The sequence below is a fragment of the Micrococcales bacterium genome, assembly GCA_016703125.1.
Taxonomy (GTDB): Bacteria; Actinomycetota; Actinomycetes; order S36-B12; family UBA10799; genus JADKAV01.
This window is the reverse complement of sequence record JADJCR010000008.1, coordinates 1-24,163: the sequence shown is the minus strand read 5'-3', so window position 1 is coordinate 24,163 and position 24,163 is coordinate 1. Positions and strand designations below refer to the sequence as shown.

Here is a 24,163-nt window from a genome sequence, read left to right as displayed (position 1 = left end):
TTCACTGCGCTTCGAGTCGTTGCAGGTCGTGAGCGACGTCGGCCGCATCGAATCCGGACGTGAAGATGAGGTCGGACTGGTCGTCCTTGCCGAAAAGGATCACCTGCGCGCCGTGTTCGACGGTGATCGTGCCGTCAGGATTCTTCACCGGCGGATCGATGAAGATCCCCACCGAATCGGCGGCCTTCTTGATGTCGGGGAACGGACCAGTCAGCCCGGTGATGCCATCCCAGGCGAAGGAGTTCAGCCATCTGCCGATCGCCTTGGACGTGTCCCGGCCGGGGTCGGTCGTGATGAACACGACCTTCACGTTCTCGGCCACGTCCGGGGGCAGCGAGTTCATGGCGACGCTCAGGTCGGCCATGGTGGTCGGGCAGACGTCGGGGCAGTGGGTGTACCCGATGTACAGGGCGGTCACTTCGCCCTTGGTGTCCCGCGCCACGTTGAACTTCTCACCGCGCGTGGCGGTCAGCGTGACATCGGGTTTGGGCAGGGGTTGGTCGAGCGTGGTCCCCAGGAACCCGCTGGTGTTGCTGGGCACCACGACCACCGCGGCCGGTCCCTCGGACTCCGAGGAGCAGCCGGCCAGGACCAGTGCGGCAGCGGTGACGGCGGCGGCCAGGAGTCGTCTCATCGCGCATCCCTCTCAGCCAGTCGGCGCAGCCGTTCGTTGTATTCGGCGAGTTCGACGTCGCCGTCCCGGTCGGTACGACGGTCGCGACGGGTGGCTTCGCGGGTGTCATCGCGGGCCCACTGGACCGCCACCGCCACCACGAGCAGCAACGTCGGGATCTCGGTGATCCCCCAGGCGATGGCGCCGGCCTCACGCGAGTCTGTCAGCAGGTCGACCATCCACGGTGGCTGCACCTGCGTGTACCACTGGGCGCCGAACGCGGTGTCGCTCATCATGATCGGCACGGCGAAGAAGGAGTGGAGGATGGTGGCGACGATGGCCAGCAGCAGCCGTTGCCAGTGCGGGAGGTTGCGGGGCAACGGGTCGGTCTGGATCACGACCCAGGCGAAGAGGTAGCCCGAGGCGATGAAGTGCAGTTGCATCGCCATGTGGCCGACGTGGCTGGACATGAGCCAGCTGAACAGCGGCGTGTAGTACAGCCCGTAAAGGCCGATCGTGAACACGAACAAGGCCCACAGCGGGTGGGTGACGAAGCGGGCCACTGATGTGTGCATGGCCCACACCAGCCACTCGCGCGACCCCCGGCGGCCACCGCTGGACACCGGCAGCGCGCGCAGCGCGAGTGTCATGGGGGCGGCCATCGCGAGCAGGATGGGTGCCACCATCGACATGACCATGTGCGAGACCATGTGCCACTTCAGGCTCACCAGCGCGTAGGTTGCCACCCCGGCGTTGGTGGCCCACACGATGAACAGCCACCCCAGCACCCAGGCGACGGTCTGGATCCACGGCCATGAGTCCCCCCGGCGGCGCAGGCGGATCACGCCACCCACGTACAGGCCGATCCCGAGGACGGCAAGCCCCAGGAACAAGGGCTCGAGTTGCCAGCCGAGGAACACCTTCGCCGCGGTGGGCGGCGGCGGGAAAGCCTGGCCGAGCAGCGTCTCGGCATTGGTCGCGTACTGGACCTCGTAGCGGGGATAGGCGGTCTGTGTGAGCGCCACTCCGATGCCGACGGCCGCGGCCATCAGAAGGGCCTCGATCCCGGCGAAGCGCATGAGCGCCTGGCGGGCACCGACGCCGGAGCCGAGGACCTTGGCCTGCACCGTGCGCGCGGTGATCAGCAACGCGCCCAGCAGGAGGATCTTCAGCGAGATCAGGATGCCGAAGGACGTGCTCCAGAGTTCGCTGACGGAGTTCATCCGGGCGAACGCAGCCCCTGCCCCGGACAGCGCGAGGAACGCCACCGACCACGTGGCCACCGTGCGGAACACTGGTACGGCGCGCAGCGTCCCCGGGTCGTCGCGCACGGCGTGGGAGACCAGGACGAGCAACCCCCCGACCCACATGGAAACGGCCAGGGCGTGGACCACGTCCGAGGTCATCGCCACGCCGTGGGACCCCAACGATGAGGCGTGACCGGTCAAGGCGGGTAGCGCGACGCCGACCAGGGCACCGGCCAGCGACGCCCCCGCTCCTGTCACCGTCGCTGTGAAGACGCACGTCACCGCGATGACCGCAGCGATGAGCGCCACGAGCAGGAGGGCACGCACGGAGTCGACATCCCAGGCGTAGGTCCGGACCACATCCGGGGTGAGGGTCTGCGACAGCGGGAGGCCGAGGGCCCAGGCCAGCGACCATGCCGCCGTGAGCAGGCTCGCCAGGGACCAGATGCTTGCGGACCACGCTGCACGCAGCACGTCGCCGCGGCCCACCGGGGACAGCACCCCCTTGCGGCCCTGCGGCCCGACCACCGCCGCATAGACCAGCAGACCGACGGTGAGGATCGCGGCCAGCGTCGCGATGAGCCGCAGAATCGGCAGACCCCAACTGACCAGCGGGCCAGGACCGGCGATCTCGGCGGCAACCGGTTCGGACGCCCCGCCGCCCACCACCAGCCCGACGAGCAGCCCACCGACCAGCGCGATCACGGCAGGCAGGACCCACCGCGCCTGGCTGCTGGCGCGGGGCCGGCGGCGAGTGTCAGTCGGCACGCGACCGCCAGACGATGAGCCCCACTGCGACGAGCCCGATCACGAACAGCCCGGGCACCGCGAGGTTCACCCCTGTGCCCTGCGCTTGGTCGTCGGCGACCGGACTCGGGTCGGCGGTGGGGATGTCAGGGGTCGGGGATTCGTCCGCGGACGTCACCGTGAACGCGAAGGTGCCCTCCAGTGGGTGACCGTCGTCGGACACCGCCCGCCAGGCCACGGTGTACTTCCCGGCAGCGGCTGTCTGCGGCCACGTGGCGATCAGGTCCGGGCCGGCCACCTGCACCGGGCCGAGAGCCACCTTGGCACCACGGTCGTCTTCGGCAACCACCCTGGCGCCACCGTCGAGGATGTCCTCGCCGAAACGCAGGGTCAACTGCTCCGGCGGTGCCGACAGGGTCTGGCCGTCGGCGGGGTCGCTGGAAACAAGGTCGGTGTGGGCGACAGCAGGCGTCACAGCAGTCACAGCCAGCAAGGCCATGGCGAGCAACGCCCACAGGCGCCGGAAGGGCGCAGGCATGGGGACTCCGAATCAGGAACGATGTGAACAGGTCAGCAGAAGGCTGCGACAGGCGGAGCCCGACCCTGCGCATTGCTGTGGATACCGGTCCGCAGCGCCCCGCTGACCAGCACTGCGACGCCGGCCGCGACGGGGCGGCGAGCCGGCAGGCCGGCCAATGCGGTGCGCACGGTGATCAGCCACTGCAGGTAGCGCCGGCGGGCCGCGGCGAAGATCCGCGATTCGCCGTTCCGCAGCAGCACCGCCAGCACGATGCCGGCCCCAAAATGGGCCACGGTCATGGCCGTCGAGCCCGCGTGGGCATGACCGGCGCTGAGCACCACATGGGCGCCGACCTGCACCACCGCAACGGCCGCGAGAATGGCCAGCAGGCTCCGTTCACTGCGCAACCATCCGTACGCCGCGAGCACGGCCGCCACCATGAGCAGGATGATCAGGACCGGTTCGGCGTGGCCGCCGCCGATGACGTGCCCGCCCGCTGACAGGCCCACGGCCGACCCGCCGAGCACCCACGCGCGCACCCAGCGCCACGGGGAGACCGGCGATTTCACAGTGACAGGCTAGCCGTTCCCGGAAACCACGCTGCTCGACACCTGTGACGAGGGGTGAGCGGCCCGCGCGAGCAGGTCAGCCGAGCAGCCTCGCAGCGAAGTCCGGCACGTGGGTCTGGGTGTCCTTGGGGGGCCGCATGTAGCCGCGCGATGCGGGCCGGTCGGGCAGTTTGAGCGGCGGCACCGTGACGTCCTCATAGGGCATCGATGACAGCAGGTGGTTCATCACGTTGAGCCGGGCGGCCTTCTTGTTGTCGCTCTCCACCACGTACCAAGGCGCCTCGGGGATGTCCGTGTGCACCATCATCTCGTCCTTGGCGCGGCTGTACTCCTCCCAGCGGGTGATGGACTCCAGATCCATGGGGCTGAGTTTCCAGCGGCGCATCGGGTCCTTCACCCGGGACTGGAACCGGCGCTGCTGCTCCTCGTCGCTGACGCTGAACCAGTACTTACGCAGCACGATGCCGTCCTCGACCAGCAACCGCTCGAAGATCGGCGCCTGATGCAGGAACCGCCGGTACTCCTCCAGCGTGCAGAAACCCATGACCCGCTCCACGCCGGACCGGTTGTACCAGGAGCGGTCGAACAGTGCGATCTCCCCGGCGGCCGGCAGGTGCGGGACATAACGCTGGAAGTACCACTGGGTCTTCTCCCGCTCCGTGGGCGCCGGCAGGGCCACGATGCGCGCGGTGCGGGGGTTCAGGTAGGCCGTGATCCGTTTGATGGAACCGCCCTTGCCGGCGGCGTCCCGGCCTTCGAAGATGATGACCAGGCGGGTGCCGGTGGACTTGATCCACTCCTGCAACTTCACCAGTTCCGCCTGCAGGCGGAACAACTCCGCCTCATAGACCTTGTTCTTCAGTCGGGGCTGGTGATCCTTGGCCATGGTGCTCACCCTAGAACCGGGGGGCACGTGCACGCCTTGTGACGCGGGCACGTGTCCAACGTCACGTTTGACGAGCCGCGCGGTCGGTGAGCATGGGTACGTGGCCCGCCGTATCGAATGGATCGACCTGGTGAAGGCCGTCTCCGTGCTGCTGGTCGTCTTCATGCACGCCTCGAACACCGTCGTCGACCTCGGTGGCACCGGTGCGGTCGTCACCACTCTGCAAACGCTCAACCACCTCGTCGAGCCGCTGCGCATGCCGGTGTTCTTCCTGGTCTCCGGGATGCTGGCCGCCTCAGCCGTGCGGCGGCCCTGGTCGGCGTCCACGAACCGCACGACGGGCATGCTCTACCTCTACGTGCTGTGGATGGTGCTGTACTTCGGCTTCATCGGGCTGTTCGGCGTGACGGTCCAGGACCCCGTCGGATCGATCCTGATGGCCAGGTCCGGCTTCTGGTACCTCTACGCGATGGCTCTCTTCTTCGTTATCGCGCGCCTGCTGCGCAACCAGCCCGCGTGGCTCGTGGTGGTGGTCGCCGTGCTGCCGAACATCTTGCGCCCCGTGACCGATGAACTGCTCGGACAACTCATTCCTGGCACGCTCTTCACGTCCATGGCCATGAACCTCGGCTTCTTCCTGGTGGGCGTCTACTTCAAGGACCTCGTCGCAACTGCGGCAGAGAGGGCCACGCCACAGCACGTCAGCGCGCTCGGGGCGCTCGCCGCCGGCGCCGGCCTGGCGTTCCTGCGATCCCCCGAGATGGTGGGGCAGTCACTGCTGCCCCTGAGCCTGCTCTGGCTGGGCTTCGGTGTCGGCCTAGCAGTTCTGGTGACCCGCCACGGGGCACCGCGCTGGGCCCGCTACGTCGGGGGCCGCACGCTGTCGGTCTACGTGATGCAGTGGCCCGTGTTGTTCGTCGTCACCTCGTATCTGCCGGGGTGGACGGTGAGCCATCCGCTGGCCCAACTGGCCTTCCCCTTCGTGCTCACCGCCGGCGTCGCCGGACTCGCGCTGTGGCTGCACGCACTGCCGCTGACTGCGTGGCTGTTCCGGGCACCGGTGTGGGTCACCCATCCGCAGGACCTCCGCCTGCCCGGCGCCCCGGGGCCCTCCGAACGGGACGTGGCACCCGCCACCCGCTGACGATCCCCGGACTGGAAAACAAGTTACTCGCCAGTAGTATGAGACTGGGAGGTCCCTATGGATCACATGACTGTCCGGCTCATCATCGGCCTGCTGCTGGTCGTCGCTGTGGTGGCCATCGCCGGTCGCCGCGCATTGACACTGTTCCGCCTGATCAGCTCGGGACAGCCCACGGTCGGCCGACCGGAGAGCCGCCCGGCCGCGCTGGAGACCCAGGCCACCGAGGTGCTGGGGCAGAAGAAGTTGCTCAAGTGGACGGTCCCGGGCACCGCGCACGTCTTCGCCATGTGGGGATTCATCGTCCTGGTGCTGACGATCATCGAGACGCTCGGCGCGGTCTTCATCGCCAAGGATTTCGCGATCCCGTTCATCGGGCGGTGGCCGGTCGTGGGGTTCATCGAGGACTTGTTCATCCTTCTCGTGATCGTCGGCCTGGTGATCTTCGCGATCATCCGGCTGCGCACCCAGCCGGCGAAGCAGGGCCGCTCCTCCCGGTTCTTCGGATCGCACACCGGTGCCGCCTGGCTCGTGCTGTTCATGATCTTCAACGTCGTCTGGACGCTGTGGGTGGCGCGCGCTGCGCAGTACAACGTCGCGGAGTACACCCTGGAGGAGGGTGAATACGTCCAGGCGTTCCCGTTCCACGCCTCCGGCGGCGCCTTCGCCACCGAGTGGCTGGCCGGCTTGCTCCACCCGCTGGGCCTGGCTGCCAACGAATGGCTCGAGACGGTCTTCCTGCTCGTGAACCTGGCCATCATCTTCGGATTCCTCGTACTTGTGCTCTACAGCAAGCACCTGCACATCTTCCTGGCTCCCATCAACGTCGGCGCGAAGCGGCAGCCGAACGCCCTCGGGCCGCTGCTGCCGATGTACTCCGGCACGGAGAAGATCGATTTCGAGGACCCCGCTGACGATGCCACCTTCGGCCGCGGGCGCATCGACGACTTCACCTGGAAGGGCATGCTCGACATGGCCACCTGCACCGAGTGCGGGCGCTGCCAGAGCCAATGCCCGGCCTGGAACACCGGCAAGCCCCTGTCGCCCAAGTTGATGATCATGGACCTGCGCGACCACCTGTTCGCCTCCGCCCCGTACCTGCTGGCCACCGCCGGCACCCCCGACGAGATGGGTGAGCGCAACGAGGAGGTCCTCGTCAAGGTCGGCGACAAGGTCGCCACCGAGGTCCAGCGCCCGCTGGTCGGCGAGCGCGACTTCGATGAGCACCGGGAGACGGACGGTTACGACGCCGCCGGTCACCGCAGCCACGAGGGTCCGGTCATCGACACTGACGCGCTGTGGAGTTGCACCACTTGCGGCGCCTGTGTCGAGCAGTGCCCCGTGGACATCGAGCACATCGACCACTTCGTGGACATGCGCCGCAACCAGGTGATGATCGAGTCGGAGTTCCCGGCCGAGCTCGGCGGTCTGTTCAAGAACGTCGAGCAGAAGGGCAACCCGTGGGGCATGAACACCTCGCTGCGCAACGCCTGGATCGAGGAGGTCGACTTCGAGGTCCCGGTGTTCGGTGCCGAGGGCGAGGAGGAGATCCCGGCCGACGTCGAGTACCTCTTCTGGGTCGGCTGCGCCGGCGCCTACGAGGACCGCGCCAAGGCCACCACCAAGGCCGTTGCGGAGTTGCTCAACGAGGCCGGCGTGAAGTACATGGTCCTCGGCGAGGGTGAGACCTGCACCGGCGACCCGGTGCGCCGCGCGGGCAACGAGTTCCTGTTCCAGATGCAGGCGATGCAGAACGTCGAGATGCTCAACGAGATCAAGGCGCGCAAGATCGTGGTCACCTGCCCGCACTGCCTCAACACGATCGGCCGCGAGTACCCGCAGGTCGGCGGGGACTACGAGGTGGTGCACCACACGCAGCTGCTGGCCAAACTCGTCAACGACGGACGGCTGACCCCGGTCCAGCACGTCAACGAGAAGGTCACCTACCACGACCCCTGCTACCTCGGTCGGCACAACAAGATCTACGTGCCGCCGCGTGAACTCGTGGCCGGAGTCCCCGGCGTGACGATCGTCGAGATGGAGCGCAGTGCTGAGCGGTCCTTCTGCTGCGGCGCCGGCGGGGCCCGCATGTGGATGGAGGAGACCCTCGGCACCCGGGTGAACATGAACCGCACCGACGAGGCGCTGGGGACCGGCGCCACCACGGTTGCTGTCGGTTGCCCGTTCTGCAACGTGATGCTCAGCGACGGCGTGACCGCGCGGCAGTCCGAGGGTGCAGCCGGCGAGAACGTCCAGGTGAAGGACGTCGCGGTCATGCTGCTGGACGCCGTCCGGAAGTAGTTCCACCACAACTGGGCGCGGGACCTCTTTCTGTCGCCCAGTTGTGGCGTGGAATCCCGCCCCGAATCAGGCGATACCGGGCATTCCCGGCCCACAAGTGGGCGGATCCGGCCCTGAACCGCTCCACATCGCCCACTTGTGGTGCGTGGGGCTCATCCACCCAACCGGTAACCGCTGGACTCCGCTCCCACCACAACTGGGCGCGGGGCCCCCTCCATCGCCCAGTTGTGGCGTGGAATCCCGACCCGAATCAGGCGATACCGGGCATTCCCGGCCCACAAGTGGGCGGATCGGGCCCTGCTCCGCTCCACATCGCCCACTTGTGGTCTCGGTAGGCTCATCACATGCGCACGATCGGCAACATCCTGTGGCTGCTCCTCGCCGGCATCTGGCTGGCCCTGACTTATGCGGCCGCCGGGGTGATCATGCTGATCTTCATCATCACCATCCCGTGGGCGATCGGGGCGTTCCGGATGGCCAACTACGCACTGTGGCCGTTCGGCCGGGCCGTGGTGCCCAAGGCCGACAAGATCCCCGGCACTTGCATCGCCAACGTGCTCTGGTTCGTCTTCGCGGGGCTGTGGGTGGCGATCGCGCACGCCGTGACCGGGGTGGTCCTGTGCATCACCATCATCGGCATCCCGTGGGGGATCGGCTCGTTCAAGATGATCCCCATCGCGCTGGCACCGTTGGGCAAGCAGATCATCGACATCGACGACATCGCAGCTGGCACGCCGGGGGCCATCTACGCGCCGGGACCGCGGTAGACCTCAGGTCCAGGGCTCGGCCGATGCATCGAGGTACACCTCGATCGGTCCGGGCTCGGCGTACCGGAAACCCTGCACGTAGCGAACGCCCAGCAGTTTCACCACCTGCGCCTCCGCCTGCGTCTGGACACCTTCGGCGACCACGTCGCAGTTCAGGGACGCCGCCACACTCGTGGCCGCCGTGAGGAACGCAACTCCGCCCTCCTGCTCGCTGCCGGCACGCCGGACCAGGCTGCGGTCCACCTTGATCAGCGACGGTTGGAGGTGCTCCAGTCGGGTGAAGTTGCTGAACCCGGCACCGAAGTCGTCGATGGCGATCCTCATCCCCGCAGCCCGCAGGCGGTTGAGATTGGCTTCCGCCCCGGAGTTCTCCTGCAGTTCCAAGGACTCCGTCACCTCCACGACCAGTTGTGAGGCGTGCTGGGCCAATGGGCCATCGAGGATCTCTCTCACCAGCGAGTCCTCAGCCAACTCCCGGGCCGACAGGTTCATCGCGACGAAGAAGTCCGACTGCTGGGCCTCCAACCAGCGGGGGAGTTCCTGACTCAATTGCCGCACGACGATCCGGCCCAGGCTGACGATCTGCCCGGATCGCTCGGCGAACGTGATGAAGTCCCCGGCGGTCACCGCCACGCCGTCCTGCAGCCAGCGCACCAGCACCTCCACACCGGCCATCCGCCCGCCGTCGGCCTCGAAGATCGGCTGGTAGTACAGGCAGAACTCGCCGTGCCGCAGCGCGCCCGACAGTTCGTGGCGCATCCTCGCTTTCGAGACGGCCTGTACTCCGATGGACTCGTTGAACCGCTCGTACCGGTCACCGCCGAGGCTCTTGGCCGCGTACATCGCGAGGTCCGCGCACAGCAGCAGATCATCGGCCTCAGTTGCGTCCTCGGGGGCGGTCGCCACCCCGATGGCGGCTGTGACGTGGACGATGGCGTCGCCGGCCCGGATCGGTTCCCGGACCGCGGCCAGAAGCCGATCGGCCACCGCCGTGATGCGGGTGGCCTCGACGTCGTCGCACAGCAGGACCCCGAACTCGTCTCCGCCTAGGCGGCCCACCCGGTCGCCACGACGCACCTGCTGGGCGAGCCGCTCGACGACCCGGCGCAGTACCGCATCCCCCAGATGATGGCCCAGTTGGTCGTTGACGCCCTTGAACCCGTCGAGATCGATCCACAGCAGCGCCACCTGCCCGCCAGCCTCGCGGACGCGGGCGATCTCCCGGTGGGTGGCATCGAGCAGGCTGATCCTCGACTCGCAGCCGGTGAGCGAGTCGAGGCTGGCCAACTCGCTGTTCACGCGGTCGATGCGGTTGAGGTTCCAGATCAGGGCCACCAGCAGCGCCGCGCAGGCCACCAGCCACAGGAACCGGCTGAGGTACCAGCCGGCGGAGAAGCGGTCCACGGCGTTCAGGTTGACGATCGCCTCGCCGAGAGTCAGCAGGGCCAGCGCGGTGAGCCATCTGCCGATCAGCGCCCCGCTGCGCGAGCAGTACAGCGTCACGACCACGCAGCCCACACAGATCGCGATGAGCACTGCATCGAGGAGCAACGCCACGGCCGTCTTGGTGCCGTCGGATTCGACGAGGTCCGGCAGCGGATCCAGGGGGAGGGTTGCCAGCAGGACGGTGAGCAGGATCCCGGCAAGGGGCGCCAGCGCCGCCCCCCACATGTCTTTGCGGGTGAGGCTCGGCCGGCGGTGGGTGCGCCGGTCGTTGTCGATCATCCACGCCGACACTGCGATCCCGATGGGGAAGGCGAAGTGCCAACTGTAGTACAGGTCCACCGCGCTCTGCACGCTGCCGAGGAGGCGGTCGTCGCCGATGACGGCGCCCGGGAAGACCAGCGGGAAGAACAGCAGCACGCCGGTCATGTAGCCGAAGGTGCCCGCGACCATCAGGTAGCCACGGCGGCCGGTGCTGCGGGCATGACCCACCATGAGCAGCGACGTCACCCCGCAGATGAACGCCGCCAGCAGTGCGTGCGCCAGCGCGATGGCGGGCAGCGGCTCCCACTGCGCGGGGGCGGCGGTGAATGCCGCGATCACGATCAGGGCATAGCAGACGACCAGCGCCCCCATCCAGATCCGCTGTCCGGTCGACAGCGGTCGGGGGCCGTCGAGTGAGTAGAACGCCTGTGCCACGCGCGGACCTCCACCCGTCAGGCTACGGGTCCGAGGGCCGTGTTGCCTACGCGATGGTGTCCGGCAGCAGTGCCTCGAGGATCGTCTCCACGTTCTGCTCGACCGGGTCGGTGCCCGACAGGCGCAGTTCGGCGTCCTCGGGGACCTCGTACTGCTGTCCCACACCGGTGAGGTTGGGCAGCGTACCGGCCTTGGACTTTGCATACAGGCCCTTGGTGTCGCGCTCCATCGCCACCTCGATCGGGGTGTCCACCCACGCTTCGAGGAACTCGCCGTCGTCGAACAGCGCCCGGGCCGCCTCCCGGTCGGCGCGGAACGGCGAAACCAGCGCCACGATGGCCACCAGGCCGGCGTCGTACATCAGCCGGGAGACCTCCGCGACCCGGCGCACGTTCTCCGCACGGTCCTCAGGGGTGAAGCCGAGGTCTTTGTTCAGGCCGCTGCGCAGGTTGTCACCATCGAGGACGAACGACCGGATCCCCAGGGAGTGCAGTTTGCGTTCCACCGCGTCGGCAATCGTCGACTTGCCCGATCCGGAGAACCCCGTGAGCCACAGAACCTTCGCCGGGTGACCGTTGAGCACCTGCCGGGCCGCACGGTCGACCTCGAAGTGGTGGGGCACGACATTGGTGGCCCGGCGCAGCGCGAATCGCGTCAGGCCCGCCGCCAGCGTCTCCCCGGTCATGCGGTCGACGAGGATGAACCCGCCGGTCTCCCGGGACTCGGTGTAGGCCTCGAGGTTGACCGGCCGGGAGGTCGCGATCTCCACACGGCCGACATCGTTGATCTCGAGCAGCCGCGCGGCCATCGTGTTGCCGTTGGTGACGTCGAGCCGGTGGCGGACATTCGTGACCGTCGCGGGCACTTCGAGCGGTCCGCTGCGCAGCGTGTACGACCGGCCGTGGGCTAACTGCTGGTCGCTCATCCACACGACGTCGGCGGCGAACCGGTCGGCCAGTTGCGGGGGTTCCCCGGTAACCAGCAGGTCGGCGCGGGCGATATCGATGTCCTTGTCGAGCTCGATGGTCACCGACTCCCCGGTCACCACCTGCTCGGGTTCGTACGGTTCGGTGCCGTTGAGCCCGTGCAGCCTCACGATGGTCGCCTGCTGGCCGGACTGTGCCACGGTCACGCGCTGGCCGGCCCGCACGGTGCCCTGCGCTACCAGGCCGCCGTAGCCGCGGAAGTGCGTGGCCCGGATGATCGTCTGCACCGGCAGCCGCACGTCGCCATCGTTCTCCTCCGGGATGTCCGCGGCGTCCAGGGCGTCGAGCAAGGTCGGGCCGTGGTACCAGGGCGTGTTGGGGGAGTGGGCCAGGACGTTGTCACCCACGAGCGCCGATACGGGCACCGGGATGACCGAATGGATCTCCATGCGCCGGGCGGTGTCGGACACCTCTGCGACGAGCTCCTCGTAGATGCCCTTGTCGTAGGCGACGCCGTCGAGTTTGTTCACCGCGAGCACCACGTGGCGAACACCCATCAGGCCGCACACCGTGAGGTGGCGGTGGGTCTGCCGCTTCGTCCCGCGCATGGCGTCGATGAGCAGGATGCCCACGTCGGCGGTCGAGGCGGCCACCGCCATGTTCCTGGTGTACTGCTCGTGCCCGGGGGCGTCGGCGAGGATCGCCCGGCGGCGGCTGGGCAGCATCAGGTGGCGGTAGGCCACGTCGATGGTGATGCCCTGCTCGCGTTCGGCCTCCAGGCCGTCGGTCACGAGGCTGTAGTCGATCTCGCCCAGTGGGATCGTGGAACCCGGACGCCGGGTGAACCGGGCGGACTCTAGTTGATCCTCGGGGATCGAGCCGGTCTCGGCGAGCAGGCGGCCCAGCAGGGTGCTCTTACCGTCGTCCACGGAGCCGCAGACGACAACTCGGATCAGTGCCTTCATCAGAAGTAGCCCTCCGCCTTCTTGCGCTCCATGGACTGTGCACCCTCACCGTCGATGAGCCGGCCGGCGCGTTCGGACTGCCGGTTGACCTCGATGTCGCGGATGATGTCGTAAACGTCGGCCGCCTCGCCCTCGACTGCCCCCGACAGCGGGTAGTCGCCCAAGGAACGGAAGCGCACACGTCGCATCTCGACCTGTTCGCCAGGCTCAAGTTCCATGCGGTCGTCGTCGACCATGATCCAGGTGCCCTGCCGGCGGACCACCGGACGCTCCTGGGTGAAGTACAGCGGCACGACTTCGAGGTTCTCGCGGGCCACGTAGCGCCAGACGTCGAGCTCCGACCAGTTGGACAGCGGGAACACCCGCATGGTCTGGCCGTCGGTCAGGGCGTTGTTCACCGTGTGCCAGAACTCCGGGCGCTGGTTGCGCGGCTCCCAGCGGTGCCCGGCCTCGCGCAGCGAGAAGATGCGCTCCTTGGCCCGGCTGCGCTCCTCATCGCGGCGCGCACCGCCCACGGCGATGTCGAACATGCCCTCGTCCAGCGCCGCGCGCAGGGCCACCGTCTTCATGATCCGGGTGAACTCCTGCGCGCCGTGGGAGAACGGGGTCACGCCCTGATCACGCGCCTCCTGGTTCGTCGCCAGCCGCAGGTCCAGACCGAGTTCCTTGGCGGTGCGGTCGCGCAATTCGTACATCTCGCGGAACTTCCACCCGGTGTCGATGTGCATCACCGGAAACGGGATGGGGCCGGGGTGGAAGGCCTTGCGGGCCAGATGCAGCAGGACGGTGGAGTCCTTGCCGATGCTGTACAGGAGTACCGGACGTTCGAACGCGGCAGCGGTCTCCCGGAACACCCAGATGGCTTCGGCCTCGAGGGCGTCGAGCACCCGTGAGGTCTCGTTGTCGATCGACATGGTGGCTAGTCTCGTCCTTCTGCAGCACCCATCGAGGTCGGGCACTGCGGCTTGCGGGCGGGCGGCGGGCTGACCGCCGAACACCGATTCAGTGTACCGTGACCGCTTCCGGACGTACCTGTATCGCGCGTCACACGATCTGGGTGCGGTGGAAATTCAGGTAGGACCGGCTCGGCGTCGGGCCCCGCTGGCCCTGGTAGCGCGAGCCGTACACCTGCGAGCCGTACGGATGCTCGGCGGGCGACTCCAGGCGGAAGAGGCACAACTGCCCGATCTTCATGCCTGGCCAGAGCTTGATCGGGAGCGTCGCGACGTTGGACAGTTCCAGGGTCACGTGCCCGGAGAAGCCCGGGTCGATGAAGCCGGCGGTCGAGTGGGTGAGCAGGCCCAGGCGGCCCAGCGAGGACTTGCCCTCCAGCCGCCCTGCCACGTCGTCAGGCAGCGTGATCACCTCGTAGGTCGAGGCCAGGGCGAACTCCCCCGGATGCAGGATGAACGGCTCTTCGCCGTTGGTCTCGACCAACCGGGTCAGTTCGGTCTGTTCGGCGGACGGGTCGATGTAGGGATACCGGTGGTTCTCGAAGACCCGGAAGTACCGGTCGAGGCGCACGTCGATGCTGGACGGCTGCACCATGCCGGGGTCGTACGGCTGGACGCCTACGCGCCCCGCCTCGACCTCGGCACGGATCCCGGCATCACTGAGAAGCATCGCTGCAACCCAGGCTGGAGTTCAGATCTTGGTAGCTCGCGCTCAGCTGCTCGATCGCCTGCTGCTCCTGCTCGGGGAGCTCGGACAGGCTCTGGTCGCCGTCGAGACCGGCCAGCCCGTCCTGGATCTGCATCTGCGCGGCAGCGAACTGCTCCTGAGCCGTCGCTACCTCGTCGCTGACATCCTCGCCGAGCTTCTGGATCTCCGCCTCTACGGTGTCGTAGGCCGCAGAGATCTGGTTGACGGACTCCTGCGCCTGCCCGACTGTCACATCGCCGGTGCCGGTCACGCCGCTGGACAGGCCCTGGATGGGTGCGTCGAGCCCCTCGAGCGACAGGCAGACCGCCGCATTCGCATTCTCGGTCTTCTGGTCGGCCTCGTCGGTCGACGAACAGCCGGCGGCGAGCATGCCCACCAGAACCAGAGCACTTGCGAACACAGCCGAACGGCGCACGGTTTCCTCCCACGATCACGTGACTGCCCCAACCTTAGAGGCTGGGGCGTGGTCATTCGGGCAGGAACCCGCGATCGAGATTCCACGGCTGCACCGGCGCGTTGGCGATCAGCCAGGTCTCGATGTCCTTCATCCATCCGGTGAGCACGAGCACCCCGATGCCGACGAACACCAGGCCCAACCCTCGCCGCAACCACCCGTGCGGATCGGCGGCCCACCGCAGCCTGACGACGGCGCGCTGCCCGAGCAGGGCGATGGCCAGCAACATGGCGCACAGGCCTGCGGTGTAGGCGAGCAACAGGAGCATGCCGTACGCCGGTTCGGCCGGCAGCACCGTCACGACCACGTAGCCGTACAGCGGCGAACAGGACGTGAAGACCGGACCCAGCGCAGCGCCGGTGAGGACCCAGCCGGCCACCCCGTCGCGCTGCCGAGCTGCCGCCAGACGGGTGCCCGCGCGCGACTGCAGGCGCAGGGCGACGCTGATCCGCTCCCACCAGGAGGGGAAGGCGAACACCAACCCCAGCCCGATGAGGATCAGCCCGGAGAGCCATTCCCACACCTGCGGCGGGATGCCGATCAGGGCCGTGGTGGCCTTGAGTAGCAGCGTGAACACGATGATCGAGACCCCCAGCGAAGCCGTGATCACCAAGGGGGCGCGCACCTGGCGCCGGGTCGTCACTGCCACACCGCCACCGCCGGGCTCTGCCGCAACCGCGCCGCCCACGACCACCGGGAGCAGAGGGAGCACGCAGGGGGCGAGGACGGTGAGGACACCGGCCACCACGGCCCCGACGACCTCCAGCATCAGACGAGTTCGCCTTCGATCTGCGGAACCGTCGTGGCGCCGGTGAACTTCGCCAACTCCTGACCGTCGGGCCCGACCTGGATGAATGTGTGCTGCGTGGTCACGCCGTACTCCTTGCGCAACTGGAGGTTGGCGTCGTAGTCCACGCTGACCACCGTCAAACCGTCGGGGAACTGCGCCCCTTCCAGGTTCCCGGTCGCTTCCTGGCACGTCGGGCACCACGTCGCGTTGAAGAAGAGCACAACATCCCCGGCGGCATAGGCCTGCGGATCGGAACGGTAGTCGGCGTAGTCGATGTACCCGCCCGAAGGCAGGTCCGGCGACTTCTTGGTCGCTGCCGGTGCGGGGCTGGTCGCGGCGGGGCTGGCAGCCGGCGGCGTGGTCGCGGCCTCCGGCTGACTGGTCGCACCACCCCCACAGGCTGCCAATAGGCAGAGCAGGATCGTGGCGGAGGCCGCAGTCAGGGGTCGTGTCATGGAGATCTCCTTTCGCTGTGAACAGGACACCGCACCAACCGGCGGGAGGGAAGGACCCGGACGGTTACGGAAGTCTTACGCTGTCATCTGGGCCTGTCCCTGACCTTCATCCGCCCCTACCGTGGGTCACGTGAGCGGGATCCTGGTCGTCGACGACGACCGTACGGTGGGTGAAGTCCTGCTCAGGTACCTCGAGCGCTCGGACCTCGAAGGCCGCCACCTGGAATCTGCCGCCGGACTCATGACCGCCCTCGAGCAGATGCAGCCCGACCTGCTGGTGCTCGACGTGATGCTGCCGGACGGGGACGGCATGGCATTGTGCGGTCAGATCCGCTCCACGAGACCGGACCTGCCGGTGATCCTGCTCACCGCGCGCACCGAGGAGATCGATCGGATCGCAGGGCTCAGCGCCGGTGCCGACGACTACGTCGTCAAGCCGTTCAGTCCGCGCGAGTTGGTGCTTCGCATTCAGTCCGTTCTCCGGCGTTGCGCGCGGCCGTCGCCGACCGAAGAGCTGGTGCTCAGCGATGGCGATGTGCTGATCGACACCGGTTCCCGAACGGCGACCCGCGCCGGCGCCGACCTGCGGCTGACGGCCCGGGAGTTCGACCTCCTGGCGTACTTCCTCGAGCATTCCGACCAGGCGCTGGGACGCGACGAACTGTTGCGAGAGGTGTGGGAGTGGAACTTCGGTGACAAGTCCACCGTGACCGTGCACGTGCGACGACTGCGGGAGAAGGTCGAGACCGACCCCGCCGATCCCCGGCGCCTGGTGACGGTCTGGGGCGTCGGCTACCGGTGGGTGACGGGGACATGACCGTCGAGCCGCTCCTGCTGTCGATCGTCGCGGCAATCGTCTGCGGTGCGGCGGCGACTGCACTTCTGTTCGCCATCAGCCGTCACAGCGTGCCCTGGGCCATCCGCCTGGCCCCGTTGGTCCCGGTGTCCAGCGTCGCGGCCGGGGTCGCCACGGCCAGCGAGACGATGTTGCTCGAAGCCGACCAGGTCGTCGTCATCGCAGTCGTGCTGCTGGTGGCCACCCCGATCGCCGTGGCGTTCGGGGCCGTGGTGGGCGCTCGGGTGGCACGGCTGCAGGCTGAGGCGGCCGCATAGCAGCGGGACCGGGCGATCGAAGAACGACGGACAGAGCTGATCGCCTGGCTCGGACACGATCTACGCACGCCGCTGGCACGCATGCGCGTGCTCACCGAAGCACTGGAGGACGGGCTGGCACCCGAGGACTACCCGACGCGGATGCTGCGCGAGGTCGACTCGCTCGGGTTGATCGTCGAGGACCTCACGACGATGTCCCGCCTACAGAGCCCGGCCGCTCGCATGGCGCGCGAGCCCGTGGACCTCGGCGATCTCGCATCAGACCTCGTCGGCGGCAACCAGCCGCTGGCCCACCGCCTCGGGATCACGCTGGACGGATCTGTGGACGGCCCGGTGATCGTGCAGGGGGACACCAAAGAACTGGGTCGAGCCGTCAACAACCTGATCGTCAACGCCCTGCGGCACACCCGCCCCGAGGGTTTCGTGGCGGTGTCGGTGGACCATGACCTCACCCGGGCGCGCCTGTCGGTCCGTGATCAGTGCGGGGGGATCCCGGACGGGCACCTGCAGCGCGTCTTCGAGCCCGGCTGGCGCGGCACCACGTCCCGGACCCCTGGCGACGGCGGCGCGGGTCTGGGTCTGACGATCAGTCAGCGGGTGGTGCAGGGCCACGGAGGCACGATCACCGTGCACAACTCCGGTGACGGCTGCACTTTCGTGATCGAGGTTCCCCTCGCCACGGAATCGCCGGTCTTCTCCTAGAGGCTGGCCCGCACGACGAATGCGGCCTCCGGGCCGACCGCATTCCCAAGCAGGTCGAGGTAGACCTCCTGGAAGGCCGGCCCGTGGCCGACGGCCCCGGCGGTGAACCACGCCACGTGGTGGGCGTACTCGTGCAACACGACCACCTCCCGCATGGCCCAGCCCTTCGCCCCGATGCCGTCGGGCAGCGCGATCACCCCACCATCCCAGTGTGCCTTCGCCGCTCCTTTGCGCAATCGCACCACCGGCTCGGGAGTCCGCCCGTAGCCCCAGGGCATGGTCCGCACCTGTGCCAGGTAGCGCCGGACCCCGTCGAGGTCGCCGAACCGGCGTTCCACAGGCAGCGTGAGCGAACTGCCCATGAACTGGGCGGAGCCGCCGTTGTCGAGCAGGAACATCAGCGTGTTCTCCGCGGCGTACACCTGTTGGGTGTCGTTCATGACGCCACGGCTGGGCGACTCCCCCCGATCTCGCGGGAGGCATCCAGGCGCGCGGCTTCGGCATCTTCGCGCGCACGCCGAACAGCCTGGGCCGACGAGTAACTGCCGCGGCTGCCCCGCCAGGAACCGCGGGCCGTGGATGTCTGTGCGTAGTAATCGCGCACCTCGATCTCCTTACCCCGCAGGACCAGCGCGGCGGACCCTGCCTGCTCGCTGGCCCGGTCGTATTCGGCCTCGGCATCGCGGCGGGCGGCCATCAGACGCTCACCGATCACCCGCACGTATGCCGTGTAGTAGCTCTTGCGCGCCTTCTGTGCGGTCATGGGCGTCCCGCCGTTCTCGAGATCCGCTTCACCGGCCCAGGACCTGCCCCGCACGAAGGCGTCAGCCGAGCGCACCATCTGGTGGGCCACCGAGTTCAGCAACAGCGTCGCCGCCTCGATATCGCTGGGCAGACCGAACCAGATGATGTAGGTGTTGTTCGACGCGATGTTGGTGCGCAGGCTGTTCGCCTCGCCGATCGCCACAGACAGCAGGCACAGGTGGCTGTTGACGTGCTGGCGGGGAAGGCCGACCATCACCTGCTCGTGCGTGGGCTGCTCGCGCTGCTGGGATTTGGCGGTGTGGGCGCGGGCCTCGGCCAACGAGATCGCGTGCAGCGTCGCGAGTTCCTGAGCCTTGGCGAAGAACGCCTCGGCCTCGGCCTCCGTCGCGGCATTCTCCGCCTGGTTCAGCAACTTGCTCAGCGTCTCGAGCATGGATGGGACCTCCTCATCGACTGTCCCCATCGTGCCCCAGGGGTGTGACAGGCGAGCCCGCCATCCACAGGAGTGGAAACCTGGCCCGCCGCCCCTTCCGCTGCTGAACCCGGGAGAGACCCAACCGGTCCCTTTCGCTCCCCAACGTCCGAATCCCTCCCGCCTGCAGCTGGCGCGGCCGGCCCGGCGCCTGCCGCCTGTCCGACCGGCCGGACCCGGAACCCGGGAGAGACCCAACCGGTCCCTTTCACTCCCCAACGTCCGAATCCCTCCCGCCTGCAGCTGGCGCGGCCACAACCCGCCGCCTGCCGCCTGTCCCGCTGAACCCGGGAGAGACCCGGGAGAGACCCCACCGGTCCCCTTCGCTCCCCAACGTCCGAATCCCTCCCACCTGCAGTTGGCGCACGGGCCAGGGCTGGGGCCGGCCCCCTGCAGCGCACTACCCTGGCACAATGCGGGGCGCGAACCGATACGAACGCACGCGCGCGACCCTGCGCCGCTGCCTGGCCGGGGTGGGCCGACTGACCTGGGTCCACGAACCGGGATCGCCGGTCGCCGTGACCTGCTGGCCCTACTCGCAGGTGCTGCACGCCTACGCGCTCTCGGACTCAGTGTCCGGGCCCGCTCAGTTCCCCGGACTGGCACGGGACCGGGCCGGCTACCGCGATCCGAAAGGCGGCTACCGGGAATCCATCGGGCGCGGCCGTCGGTACTTCGACGACAACGCCTGGCTCGGCTTGGCATTCCTGCAGCGGCACACGTTCAGCGCCGGCCGGGCCTCCCGGCAACGGGCCGGCGATATCGACCACTTCGTGCAGACCGGCCGGGACCCTGAAACCGGTGGTATCCGCTGGGTCGAGGAGGGCGACACCATCAACGCCTGCTCCACCGGGGCAGGTGCCCTGTTGCACGCCGGCCTCGGCGGGGACGTGACGCACAGCTTGCGCTTCCTGTCCGGTCTGCGCGACGCCAACGGCCTGGTCCAGGACCATGTCCGTGCCGACGGCAGCATCGAGCCCGCGATCTACTCGTACAACCAGGGACTGCTCATCGCCGCGGCCTACCACGCCGGCGATGCCGTGCTCGCTCGCGAGGCCTCGGAGGCGGGCGAGGCGCACTTCACCCCGGCTGCCCTGTGGCGTCAGCCGGTGTGCTTCAACGCCATCTACGTCAAGGCCCAACTGCAGATGGGACGCAGTGCCCACATCCGCGAGTACGCCGAGATGCTCGACGAGAACGGACGTGACCGTGACGGATGGTTCACGCAGGCCGGCCGGTACGACGACGGCAGCGTGCTCGACACGGCCGGCGCCCTGCAGATATTCACTCTGCTCGAGTTCCCCCACCTGGTCGACAGGGTGGTGTGAACCCTACCCGCCGATGAACCGGCGCGCGCCCTCGAGACCCTCAACGACTGCGGCCAGCCCGTGCTCGAACTCCGCGGCCAACGCCCTGTCCGCCGGCAGGTCCAGACCGCGGTAGACACTGGCCCGGTCGGCCAGCATGGCGGCCGGGGGGAACGCAGCGATCTGCTCGGCCAATAGCATCGCGGCGGGCAGTCCCTGCCCCGGCGGCACCACCCGGTTCGCGAGCCCGATCCGCAGCGCCTCCTCGGCTGCGACCTCCCGGCCGGTGAGGATCAGATCCAGCGCCCTGCCCAGCCCCACGATGTGCGGCAGGCGCACCGTGCCGCCGTCGATCAGCGGCACCCCGACGCGACGGCAGAAGACCCCCAGCACGGCGTCGGCCTCGATCACCCGCAGATCGGCCCAGCACGCCAGTTCCAGCCCGCCAGCCACCGCGTGGCCTGCCACCGCCGCGATGACCGGCTTCGACAACACCATCCGCGAAGGTCCCATCGGGGCGTCCCCGTCGGTTGCCAGCCGGTTCGGCTGACCCCCCGCGATCGCGCGCAGGTCGGCCCCCGCGCAGAACGTGCCACCCGCCCCGGTCAGTACAGCGACCTTCGCCTGCGGGTTGGCTTCGAAGTCCCGGAACGCCCCGGCCAGCGCTTCTGCGGTGTCCCGGTCCACTGCATTGCGCACCTCAGGTCGGTCGATCGTGACCACGGTCGTTGGGCCATCTTGCGTAATCCTTACCGTCATGGCGCCCGATCGTAGGACGTTTTGAGACCAGGGTCACTGCCGCCGGAACGATTGGTCATGCACCATGTATAGGTGAGCAAGAGTGGGGAACTGCCCCCCGAGTACGAGGCATGGATGCGGCCGCTGCCCGACGAGCAGCCGACGCAGCGCCTCGGCGCACCCGGCGTTCGCCAACCCGTGGGCACCCCGGCAGCGGCACGACGTCCCGTCGGGTCCCCACCGCCGGTCCAGCCGCAGATCCCGCGGTCCATCCCCCCCAGTCGCCCGCGGCGCGGCGCCCGCCGGCGCTGGAGCGTCAAGCGCATCCTGCTCACCTTGGTCGCGGTGATGACCGTGTACCTCATCGCGGTAGCGACCGTTTTCGCCACCTCGGTCTCGAAGACCGCGGCTCTGCCCGCCAGCGCCATCTCATCCTCCGGTCGCAACTACCTCCTGGTCGGCAGCGACAGTCGCGCCGGCCTGTCCAAGGCCGACCAGAAGCGCCTGCACACCGGCGCCACGGAGGGTCAGCGCACCGACACGATCATGCTGATGCACGTACCGCTGATCGGCGCCCCGACGCTGGTGTCCATTCCGCGCGACTCGTGGGTGGGGATTCCGGGCTACGGCCAGGGGAAGATCAACACAGCTTTCGCCCTCGGGGGGCCCGAGTTGCTCGTCACGACCGTCGAGCAGGCGACCGGCCTGCACATCGACAACTACGTCGAGATCGGGTTCGCCGGCGTCGCCAACACGACCGACGCCCTGGGTGGGGTCAAACTGTGTCCCGACCGCAAGTACAACGACGCCAACAGCGGCTTGAAGGTGAAGAAGGGCTGCCAGACGATGGACGGCAAGGACGCCCTGGCGTACGTGCGGATGCGGTACGCGGATCCTCGGGGCGACCTCGGACGGGTCCAGCGCCAGCAGGAGTTCATCTCGTCCGTGGCGAAGCGGGCCATGAGCCCGTTCACCTGGGTGCTGCCTTGGCGGGCGTTCGGCGCCGCCTCATCGGCGGGGCACAGCCTGACCGTGGACAAGAGCACCGGCATCTTCGACGACGCCCGGCTCGCCATGGCCATGGGCATGATCTCCATGGGGATCGGGGAGGCAACCACCGTTCCGACCGTCGAGGGCAGTTACTACGTCGGCGGCCAGGACGCCGTGAAATGGGACACCCCCAAGGCGCTGGAACTCTTCAACTCGATCGACTGACGCGCGGCGCGGGACCCCCAGCCAAAGGTGGGAGCGAAACGGACACCCGGGAGCGAAACACACCGGTTGCAGCGCTCCCGCCCTTCTCACCGGCCTCTTACCCACGTTTGGTGCAGTTCTCGTAGAGGCCGTTCACAGTGCTGGTAACGACGAAAGGAACTCTCGTGAAGAAGATCGGAACCGTCGCCGGCGCCAGTATCGCGGCATTCGCCGTGGGAGCGACCGTGGCCGGCGGCATTGCAATCGCCACAGCGGACACCCCCGCCACCGCACCGGCGCAGAGCAGCAACCAGGCGTACGGCTACATGGGTGGCCCGATGGGCAACCGCGGGCCAATGGGGGAGCGAGGACCCGGCGAACTCGTCACGGGCGAGGACGCCCAGAAGGCCATAGACGCGGCCATCGCTGCGGTACCCGGGACCGCCGACCACGTGCACAAGGACGCCGACGGTAACTACCTCGTCATGGTGACCAAGACCGACGGCACCCGTGTGGTCGTGGTCCTCGACGCGAAGTTCGCGGTCGTCGAACAGAGGGATATGCCCGCCGGCGGTCCGGGACACGGTCCCGGGACACCGGCCACCGACGAGCAGACACAGAAGGTCACCGACGCTGTCGAGGCGCGGTTCCCGCAGGCGACCGTCCTGCAGGTGTTCGTCAGGGACGACGACGGGTTCGCCGCGCTCATCCGCACGGACGCCGGGAAGAAGAAGGTCGTCCTGCTCGATGAGAGCTACGCCATCACCTCCGTGGAGACTCCGCGCAAGCGTGGTCACCACGGCGCTCGCGGGCACGGCCCGATGGGCAAGGACGTGACAGGTGCCGCCTTCAAGAAGGCCGAGGCTGCAGCGCTGGACAAGGTGCCCGGCGGTACCGTCATGGATGTCCACAAGAAGGGCAAGAAGTACTACGCCTTCGTGAAGAAGGACGACGGCTCGATGGTGATCGTCGTGATGAACGCGCAGTTCACCGTCACCAACACGAAGACCATGGACTTCCCGCGGCGCGGGATGCCACATCCGACCGCGTCGTCGAGCGCGGCGTGAGACTTCCGGGTGCGTGCGGTGCGACCCCCGAGCACCGCACGCACCCGGATGCCCGTGCGGCAGACTCACAGCCATGAAGGTGCTCGTTGCCGACGACGACCGGGCGATCCGGGAGTCCCTGACCACGGCGTTGGAACTCAACGGCTACCAGGTCAGCGCCTGCGCCGACGGGGTCGAAGCGCTGGCCGCGTTCCGCGCCGACCGTCCCGATGTGCTCGTGCTCGACGTCATGATGCCCGGGGTGGACGGCCTCGGTGTCTGCCGGGTCCTGCGGGCCGAGGGTGACGCGATCCCGATCCTCATGCTGACCGCGCGGGTGGAGACCGCCGACCGGGTAGCGGGACTGGACGCCGGCGCTGACGACTACGTGCCCAAGCCTTACGACATCGAGGAGGTCCTCGCCCGGTTGCGCGCACTGCTGCGTCGCGCGGAGCCGGCCGCTAGCACCGCGGACCTCACGGTCGAGGACGTGCGACTGTCCCCGCATTCGCGCCGGGTCTGGCGCGGCGGACAGGAGATCGAACTGTCCAAGACCGAGTTCGACCTGCTGGAACTGCTCATGATCAACGCCGGGATCGTGCTGGAGCACTACGTCATCTACGAGCGCATCTGGGGCTACG

General features: G+C 68.3%; 25 protein-coding genes. 10 read left to right on the top strand and 15 right to left on the bottom strand.

The window, feature by feature from the left end; genetic code table 11:
• Position 1: 1 nt before the first annotated feature.
• From IPG68_12620 to ppk2, 5 genes are all read right to left on the bottom strand, one after another.
• A complete protein-coding gene (locus IPG68_12620; protein ID MBK6764054.1) occupies positions 2-634 on the bottom strand; it encodes an SCO family protein in 633 nt (210 codons plus the stop codon).
• Complete coding sequence (locus tag IPG68_12615; protein ID MBK6764053.1) at positions 631-2,628, bottom strand: bifunctional copper resistance protein CopD/cytochrome c oxidase assembly protein; 1,998 nt, start codon at positions 2,626-2,628, stop codon at positions 631-633. Before IPG68_12615 ends, IPG68_12620 begins: the two co-directional genes overlap by 4 nt.
• Positions 2,618-3,145 (bottom strand): copper resistance protein CopC, encoded by a 528-nt coding sequence (locus IPG68_12610; protein MBK6764052.1) that lies wholly within the window; start codon positions 3,143-3,145, stop codon positions 2,618-2,620. Before IPG68_12610 ends, IPG68_12615 begins: the two co-directional genes overlap by 11 nt.
• Positions 3,146-3,177: 32 nt before the next feature.
• Positions 3,178-3,696: a hypothetical protein gene (locus tag IPG68_12605; GenBank protein ID MBK6764051.1), complete on the bottom strand. Its 519-nt coding sequence runs from the start codon at positions 3,694-3,696 to the stop codon at positions 3,178-3,180.
• 76 nt (positions 3,697-3,772) lie between these two features.
• On the bottom strand, positions 3,773-4,582 hold the full coding sequence (gene ppk2, locus IPG68_12600) for a polyphosphate kinase 2 (GenBank protein ID MBK6764050.1): 810 nt from the start codon (positions 4,580-4,582) through the stop codon (positions 3,773-3,775).
• Between the two features lie 100 nt (positions 4,583-4,682).
• Between ppk2 and IPG68_12595 the strand changes: the two genes are divergently transcribed.
• The 3 genes from IPG68_12595 (at position 4,683) to IPG68_12585 (ending at position 8,791) form a co-directional block, all read left to right on the top strand.
• Entirely contained in the window at positions 4,683-5,726 is a 1,044-nt protein-coding gene (locus IPG68_12595) for an acyltransferase family protein (protein ID MBK6764049.1), read from the top strand.
• Positions 5,727-5,792: 66 nt separating this feature from the next.
• Complete coding sequence (locus tag IPG68_12590; GenBank protein MBK6764048.1) at positions 5,793-8,024, top strand: 4Fe-4S dicluster domain-containing protein; 2,232 nt, start codon at positions 5,793-5,795, stop codon at positions 8,022-8,024.
• Positions 8,025-8,368: 344 nt separating this feature from the next.
• Positions 8,369-8,791, top strand: coding sequence for a YccF domain-containing protein (locus IPG68_12585; GenBank protein ID MBK6764047.1), 423 nt, complete (start codon positions 8,369-8,371; stop codon positions 8,789-8,791).
• Between the two features lie 3 nt (positions 8,792-8,794).
• On the opposite strand, the gene IPG68_12580 is transcribed toward IPG68_12585, so the two are convergent.
• The 7 genes from IPG68_12580 to IPG68_12550 all read right to left on the bottom strand — a co-directional run bounded on the left by IPG68_12580 (position 8,795) and on the right by IPG68_12550 (position 16,185).
• Entirely contained in the window at positions 8,795-10,933 is a 2,139-nt protein-coding gene (locus IPG68_12580; protein ID MBK6764046.1) for an EAL domain-containing protein, read from the bottom strand.
• Positions 10,934-10,979: 46 nt separating this feature from the next.
• The gene (gene cysC / locus IPG68_12575; protein MBK6764045.1) at positions 10,980-12,824 is read right to left on the bottom strand and encodes an adenylyl-sulfate kinase; all 1,845 of its coding nucleotides are present in this window, start codon (positions 12,822-12,824) and stop codon (positions 10,980-10,982) included.
• Positions 12,824-13,738: a sulfate adenylyltransferase subunit CysD gene (gene cysD, locus IPG68_12570; protein MBK6764044.1), complete on the bottom strand. Its 915-nt coding sequence runs from the start codon at positions 13,736-13,738 to the stop codon at positions 12,824-12,826. Before cysD ends, cysC begins: the two co-directional genes overlap by 1 nt.
• A gap of 130 nt (positions 13,739-13,868) precedes the next feature.
• The gene (locus IPG68_12565; GenBank protein MBK6764043.1) at positions 13,869-14,447 is read right to left on the bottom strand and encodes a dCTP deaminase; all 579 of its coding nucleotides are present in this window, start codon (positions 14,445-14,447) and stop codon (positions 13,869-13,871) included.
• Entirely contained in the window at positions 14,434-14,862 is a 429-nt protein-coding gene (locus IPG68_12560; GenBank protein MBK6764042.1) for a hypothetical protein, read from the bottom strand. Before IPG68_12560 ends, IPG68_12565 begins: the two co-directional genes overlap by 14 nt.
• A 91-nt stretch (positions 14,863-14,953) precedes the next feature.
• The gene (locus tag IPG68_12555; GenBank protein ID MBK6764041.1) at positions 14,954-15,709 is read right to left on the bottom strand and encodes a cytochrome C biogenesis protein; all 756 of its coding nucleotides are present in this window, start codon (positions 15,707-15,709) and stop codon (positions 14,954-14,956) included.
• Complete coding sequence (locus IPG68_12550) at positions 15,709-16,185, bottom strand: thioredoxin family protein (protein ID MBK6764040.1); 477 nt, start codon at positions 16,183-16,185, stop codon at positions 15,709-15,711. Before IPG68_12550 ends, IPG68_12555 begins: the two co-directional genes overlap by 1 nt.
• Positions 16,186-16,306: 121 nt before the next feature.
• Between IPG68_12550 and IPG68_12545 the strand changes: the two genes are divergently transcribed.
• The 3 genes from IPG68_12545 to IPG68_12535 all read left to right on the top strand — a co-directional run bounded on the left by IPG68_12545 (position 16,307) and on the right by IPG68_12535 (position 18,000).
• Positions 16,307-17,002, top strand: a complete 696-nt coding sequence (locus IPG68_12545) for a response regulator transcription factor (protein MBK6764039.1) — start codon at positions 16,307-16,309, stop codon at positions 17,000-17,002.
• Positions 16,999-17,298, top strand: a complete 300-nt coding sequence (locus IPG68_12540) for a hypothetical protein (GenBank protein ID MBK6764038.1) — start codon at positions 16,999-17,001, stop codon at positions 17,296-17,298. The genes IPG68_12545 and IPG68_12540 overlap by 4 nt, the downstream gene beginning before the upstream one ends.
• Positions 17,299-17,379: 81 nt before the next feature.
• Complete coding sequence (locus tag IPG68_12535) at positions 17,380-18,000, top strand: HAMP domain-containing histidine kinase (GenBank protein ID MBK6764037.1); 621 nt, start codon at positions 17,380-17,382, stop codon at positions 17,998-18,000.
• Here IPG68_12535 and IPG68_12530 read toward each other — a convergent pair.
• A complete protein-coding gene (locus IPG68_12530; GenBank protein ID MBK6764036.1) occupies positions 17,997-18,440 on the bottom strand; it encodes a TIGR04338 family metallohydrolase in 444 nt (147 codons plus the stop codon). The two genes, IPG68_12535 and IPG68_12530, sit on opposite strands and share 4 nt — an antisense overlap.
• A complete protein-coding gene (locus IPG68_12525) occupies positions 18,437-19,198 on the bottom strand; it encodes a DUF2786 domain-containing protein (protein ID MBK6764035.1) in 762 nt (253 codons plus the stop codon). The genes IPG68_12530 and IPG68_12525 overlap by 4 nt, the downstream gene beginning before the upstream one ends.
• A gap of 452 nt (positions 19,199-19,650) precedes the next feature.
• Between IPG68_12525 and IPG68_12520 the strand changes: the two genes are divergently transcribed.
• Positions 19,651-20,565, top strand: a complete 915-nt coding sequence (locus tag IPG68_12520) for a hypothetical protein (GenBank protein ID MBK6764034.1) — start codon at positions 19,651-19,653, stop codon at positions 20,563-20,565.
• A 3-nt stretch (positions 20,566-20,568) separates the two neighbouring features.
• Here the strand turns inward: IPG68_12520 and IPG68_12515 are convergent, their stop codons facing one another.
• The gene (locus tag IPG68_12515) at positions 20,569-21,303 is read right to left on the bottom strand and encodes a crotonase/enoyl-CoA hydratase family protein (GenBank protein ID MBK6764033.1); all 735 of its coding nucleotides are present in this window, start codon (positions 21,301-21,303) and stop codon (positions 20,569-20,571) included.
• 72 nt (positions 21,304-21,375) lie between these two features.
• On the opposite strand from IPG68_12515, the gene IPG68_12510 reads away from it, so the two are divergent.
• The 3 genes from IPG68_12510 to IPG68_12500 form a co-directional block, all read left to right on the top strand.
• Positions 21,376-22,497 carry an LCP family protein gene (locus tag IPG68_12510; GenBank protein MBK6764032.1) on the top strand — a complete coding sequence of 374 codons (1,122 nt, stop codon included), beginning with the start codon at positions 21,376-21,378 and terminating at the stop codon, positions 22,495-22,497.
• A 164-nt stretch (positions 22,498-22,661) separates the two neighbouring features.
• On the top strand, positions 22,662-23,543 hold the full coding sequence (locus IPG68_12505) for a PepSY domain-containing protein (protein MBK6764031.1): 882 nt from the start codon (positions 22,662-22,664) through the stop codon (positions 23,541-23,543).
• A gap of 73 nt (positions 23,544-23,616) precedes the next feature.
• Positions 23,617-24,163 (top strand): response regulator transcription factor (locus tag IPG68_12500; protein ID MBK6764030.1); only part of this gene is annotated, 547 nt, incomplete at its 3' end.

Coding starts and splice junctions, on each gene's coding strand:
- IPG68_12520 (MBK6764034.1), top strand. CDS start 19,651: ATGCGGGGCGCGAACCGATACGAACGCACGCGCGCGACCCTGCGCCGC.
- IPG68_12565 (MBK6764043.1), bottom strand. CDS start 14,447: ATGCTTCTCAGTGATGCCGGGATCCGTGCCGAGGTCGAGGCGGGGCGC.
- ppk2 (MBK6764050.1), bottom strand. CDS start 4,582: ATGGCCAAGGATCACCAGCCCCGACTGAAGAACAAGGTCTATGAGGCG.
- cysC (MBK6764045.1), bottom strand. CDS start 12,824: ATGAAGGCACTGATCCGAGTTGTCGTCTGCGGCTCCGTGGACGACGGT.
- IPG68_12555 (MBK6764041.1), bottom strand. CDS start 15,709: ATGCTGGAGGTCGTCGGGGCCGTGGTGGCCGGTGTCCTCACCGTCCTC.
- cysD (MBK6764044.1), bottom strand. CDS start 13,738: ATGTCGATCGACAACGAGACCTCACGGGTGCTCGACGCCCTCGAGGCC.
- IPG68_12620 (MBK6764054.1), bottom strand. CDS start 634: ATGAGACGACTCCTGGCCGCCGCCGTCACCGCTGCCGCACTGGTCCTG.
- IPG68_12610 (MBK6764052.1), bottom strand. CDS start 3,145: ATGCCTGCGCCCTTCCGGCGCCTGTGGGCGTTGCTCGCCATGGCCTTG.
- IPG68_12530 (MBK6764036.1), bottom strand. CDS start 18,440: ATGAACGACACCCAACAGGTGTACGCCGCGGAGAACACGCTGATGTTC.
- IPG68_12535 (MBK6764037.1), top strand. CDS start 17,380: ATGCGCGTGCTCACCGAAGCACTGGAGGACGGGCTGGCACCCGAGGAC.
- IPG68_12540 (MBK6764038.1), top strand. CDS start 16,999: ATGACCGTCGAGCCGCTCCTGCTGTCGATCGTCGCGGCAATCGTCTGC.
- IPG68_12585 (MBK6764047.1), top strand. CDS start 8,369: ATGCGCACGATCGGCAACATCCTGTGGCTGCTCCTCGCCGGCATCTGG.
- IPG68_12550 (MBK6764040.1), bottom strand. CDS start 16,185: ATGACACGACCCCTGACTGCGGCCTCCGCCACGATCCTGCTCTGCCTA.
- IPG68_12515 (MBK6764033.1), bottom strand. CDS start 21,303: ATGACGGTAAGGATTACGCAAGATGGCCCAACGACCGTGGTCACGATC.
- IPG68_12525 (MBK6764035.1), bottom strand. CDS start 19,198: ATGCTCGAGACGCTGAGCAAGTTGCTGAACCAGGCGGAGAATGCCGCG.
- IPG68_12590 (MBK6764048.1), top strand. CDS start 5,793: ATGACTGTCCGGCTCATCATCGGCCTGCTGCTGGTCGTCGCTGTGGTG.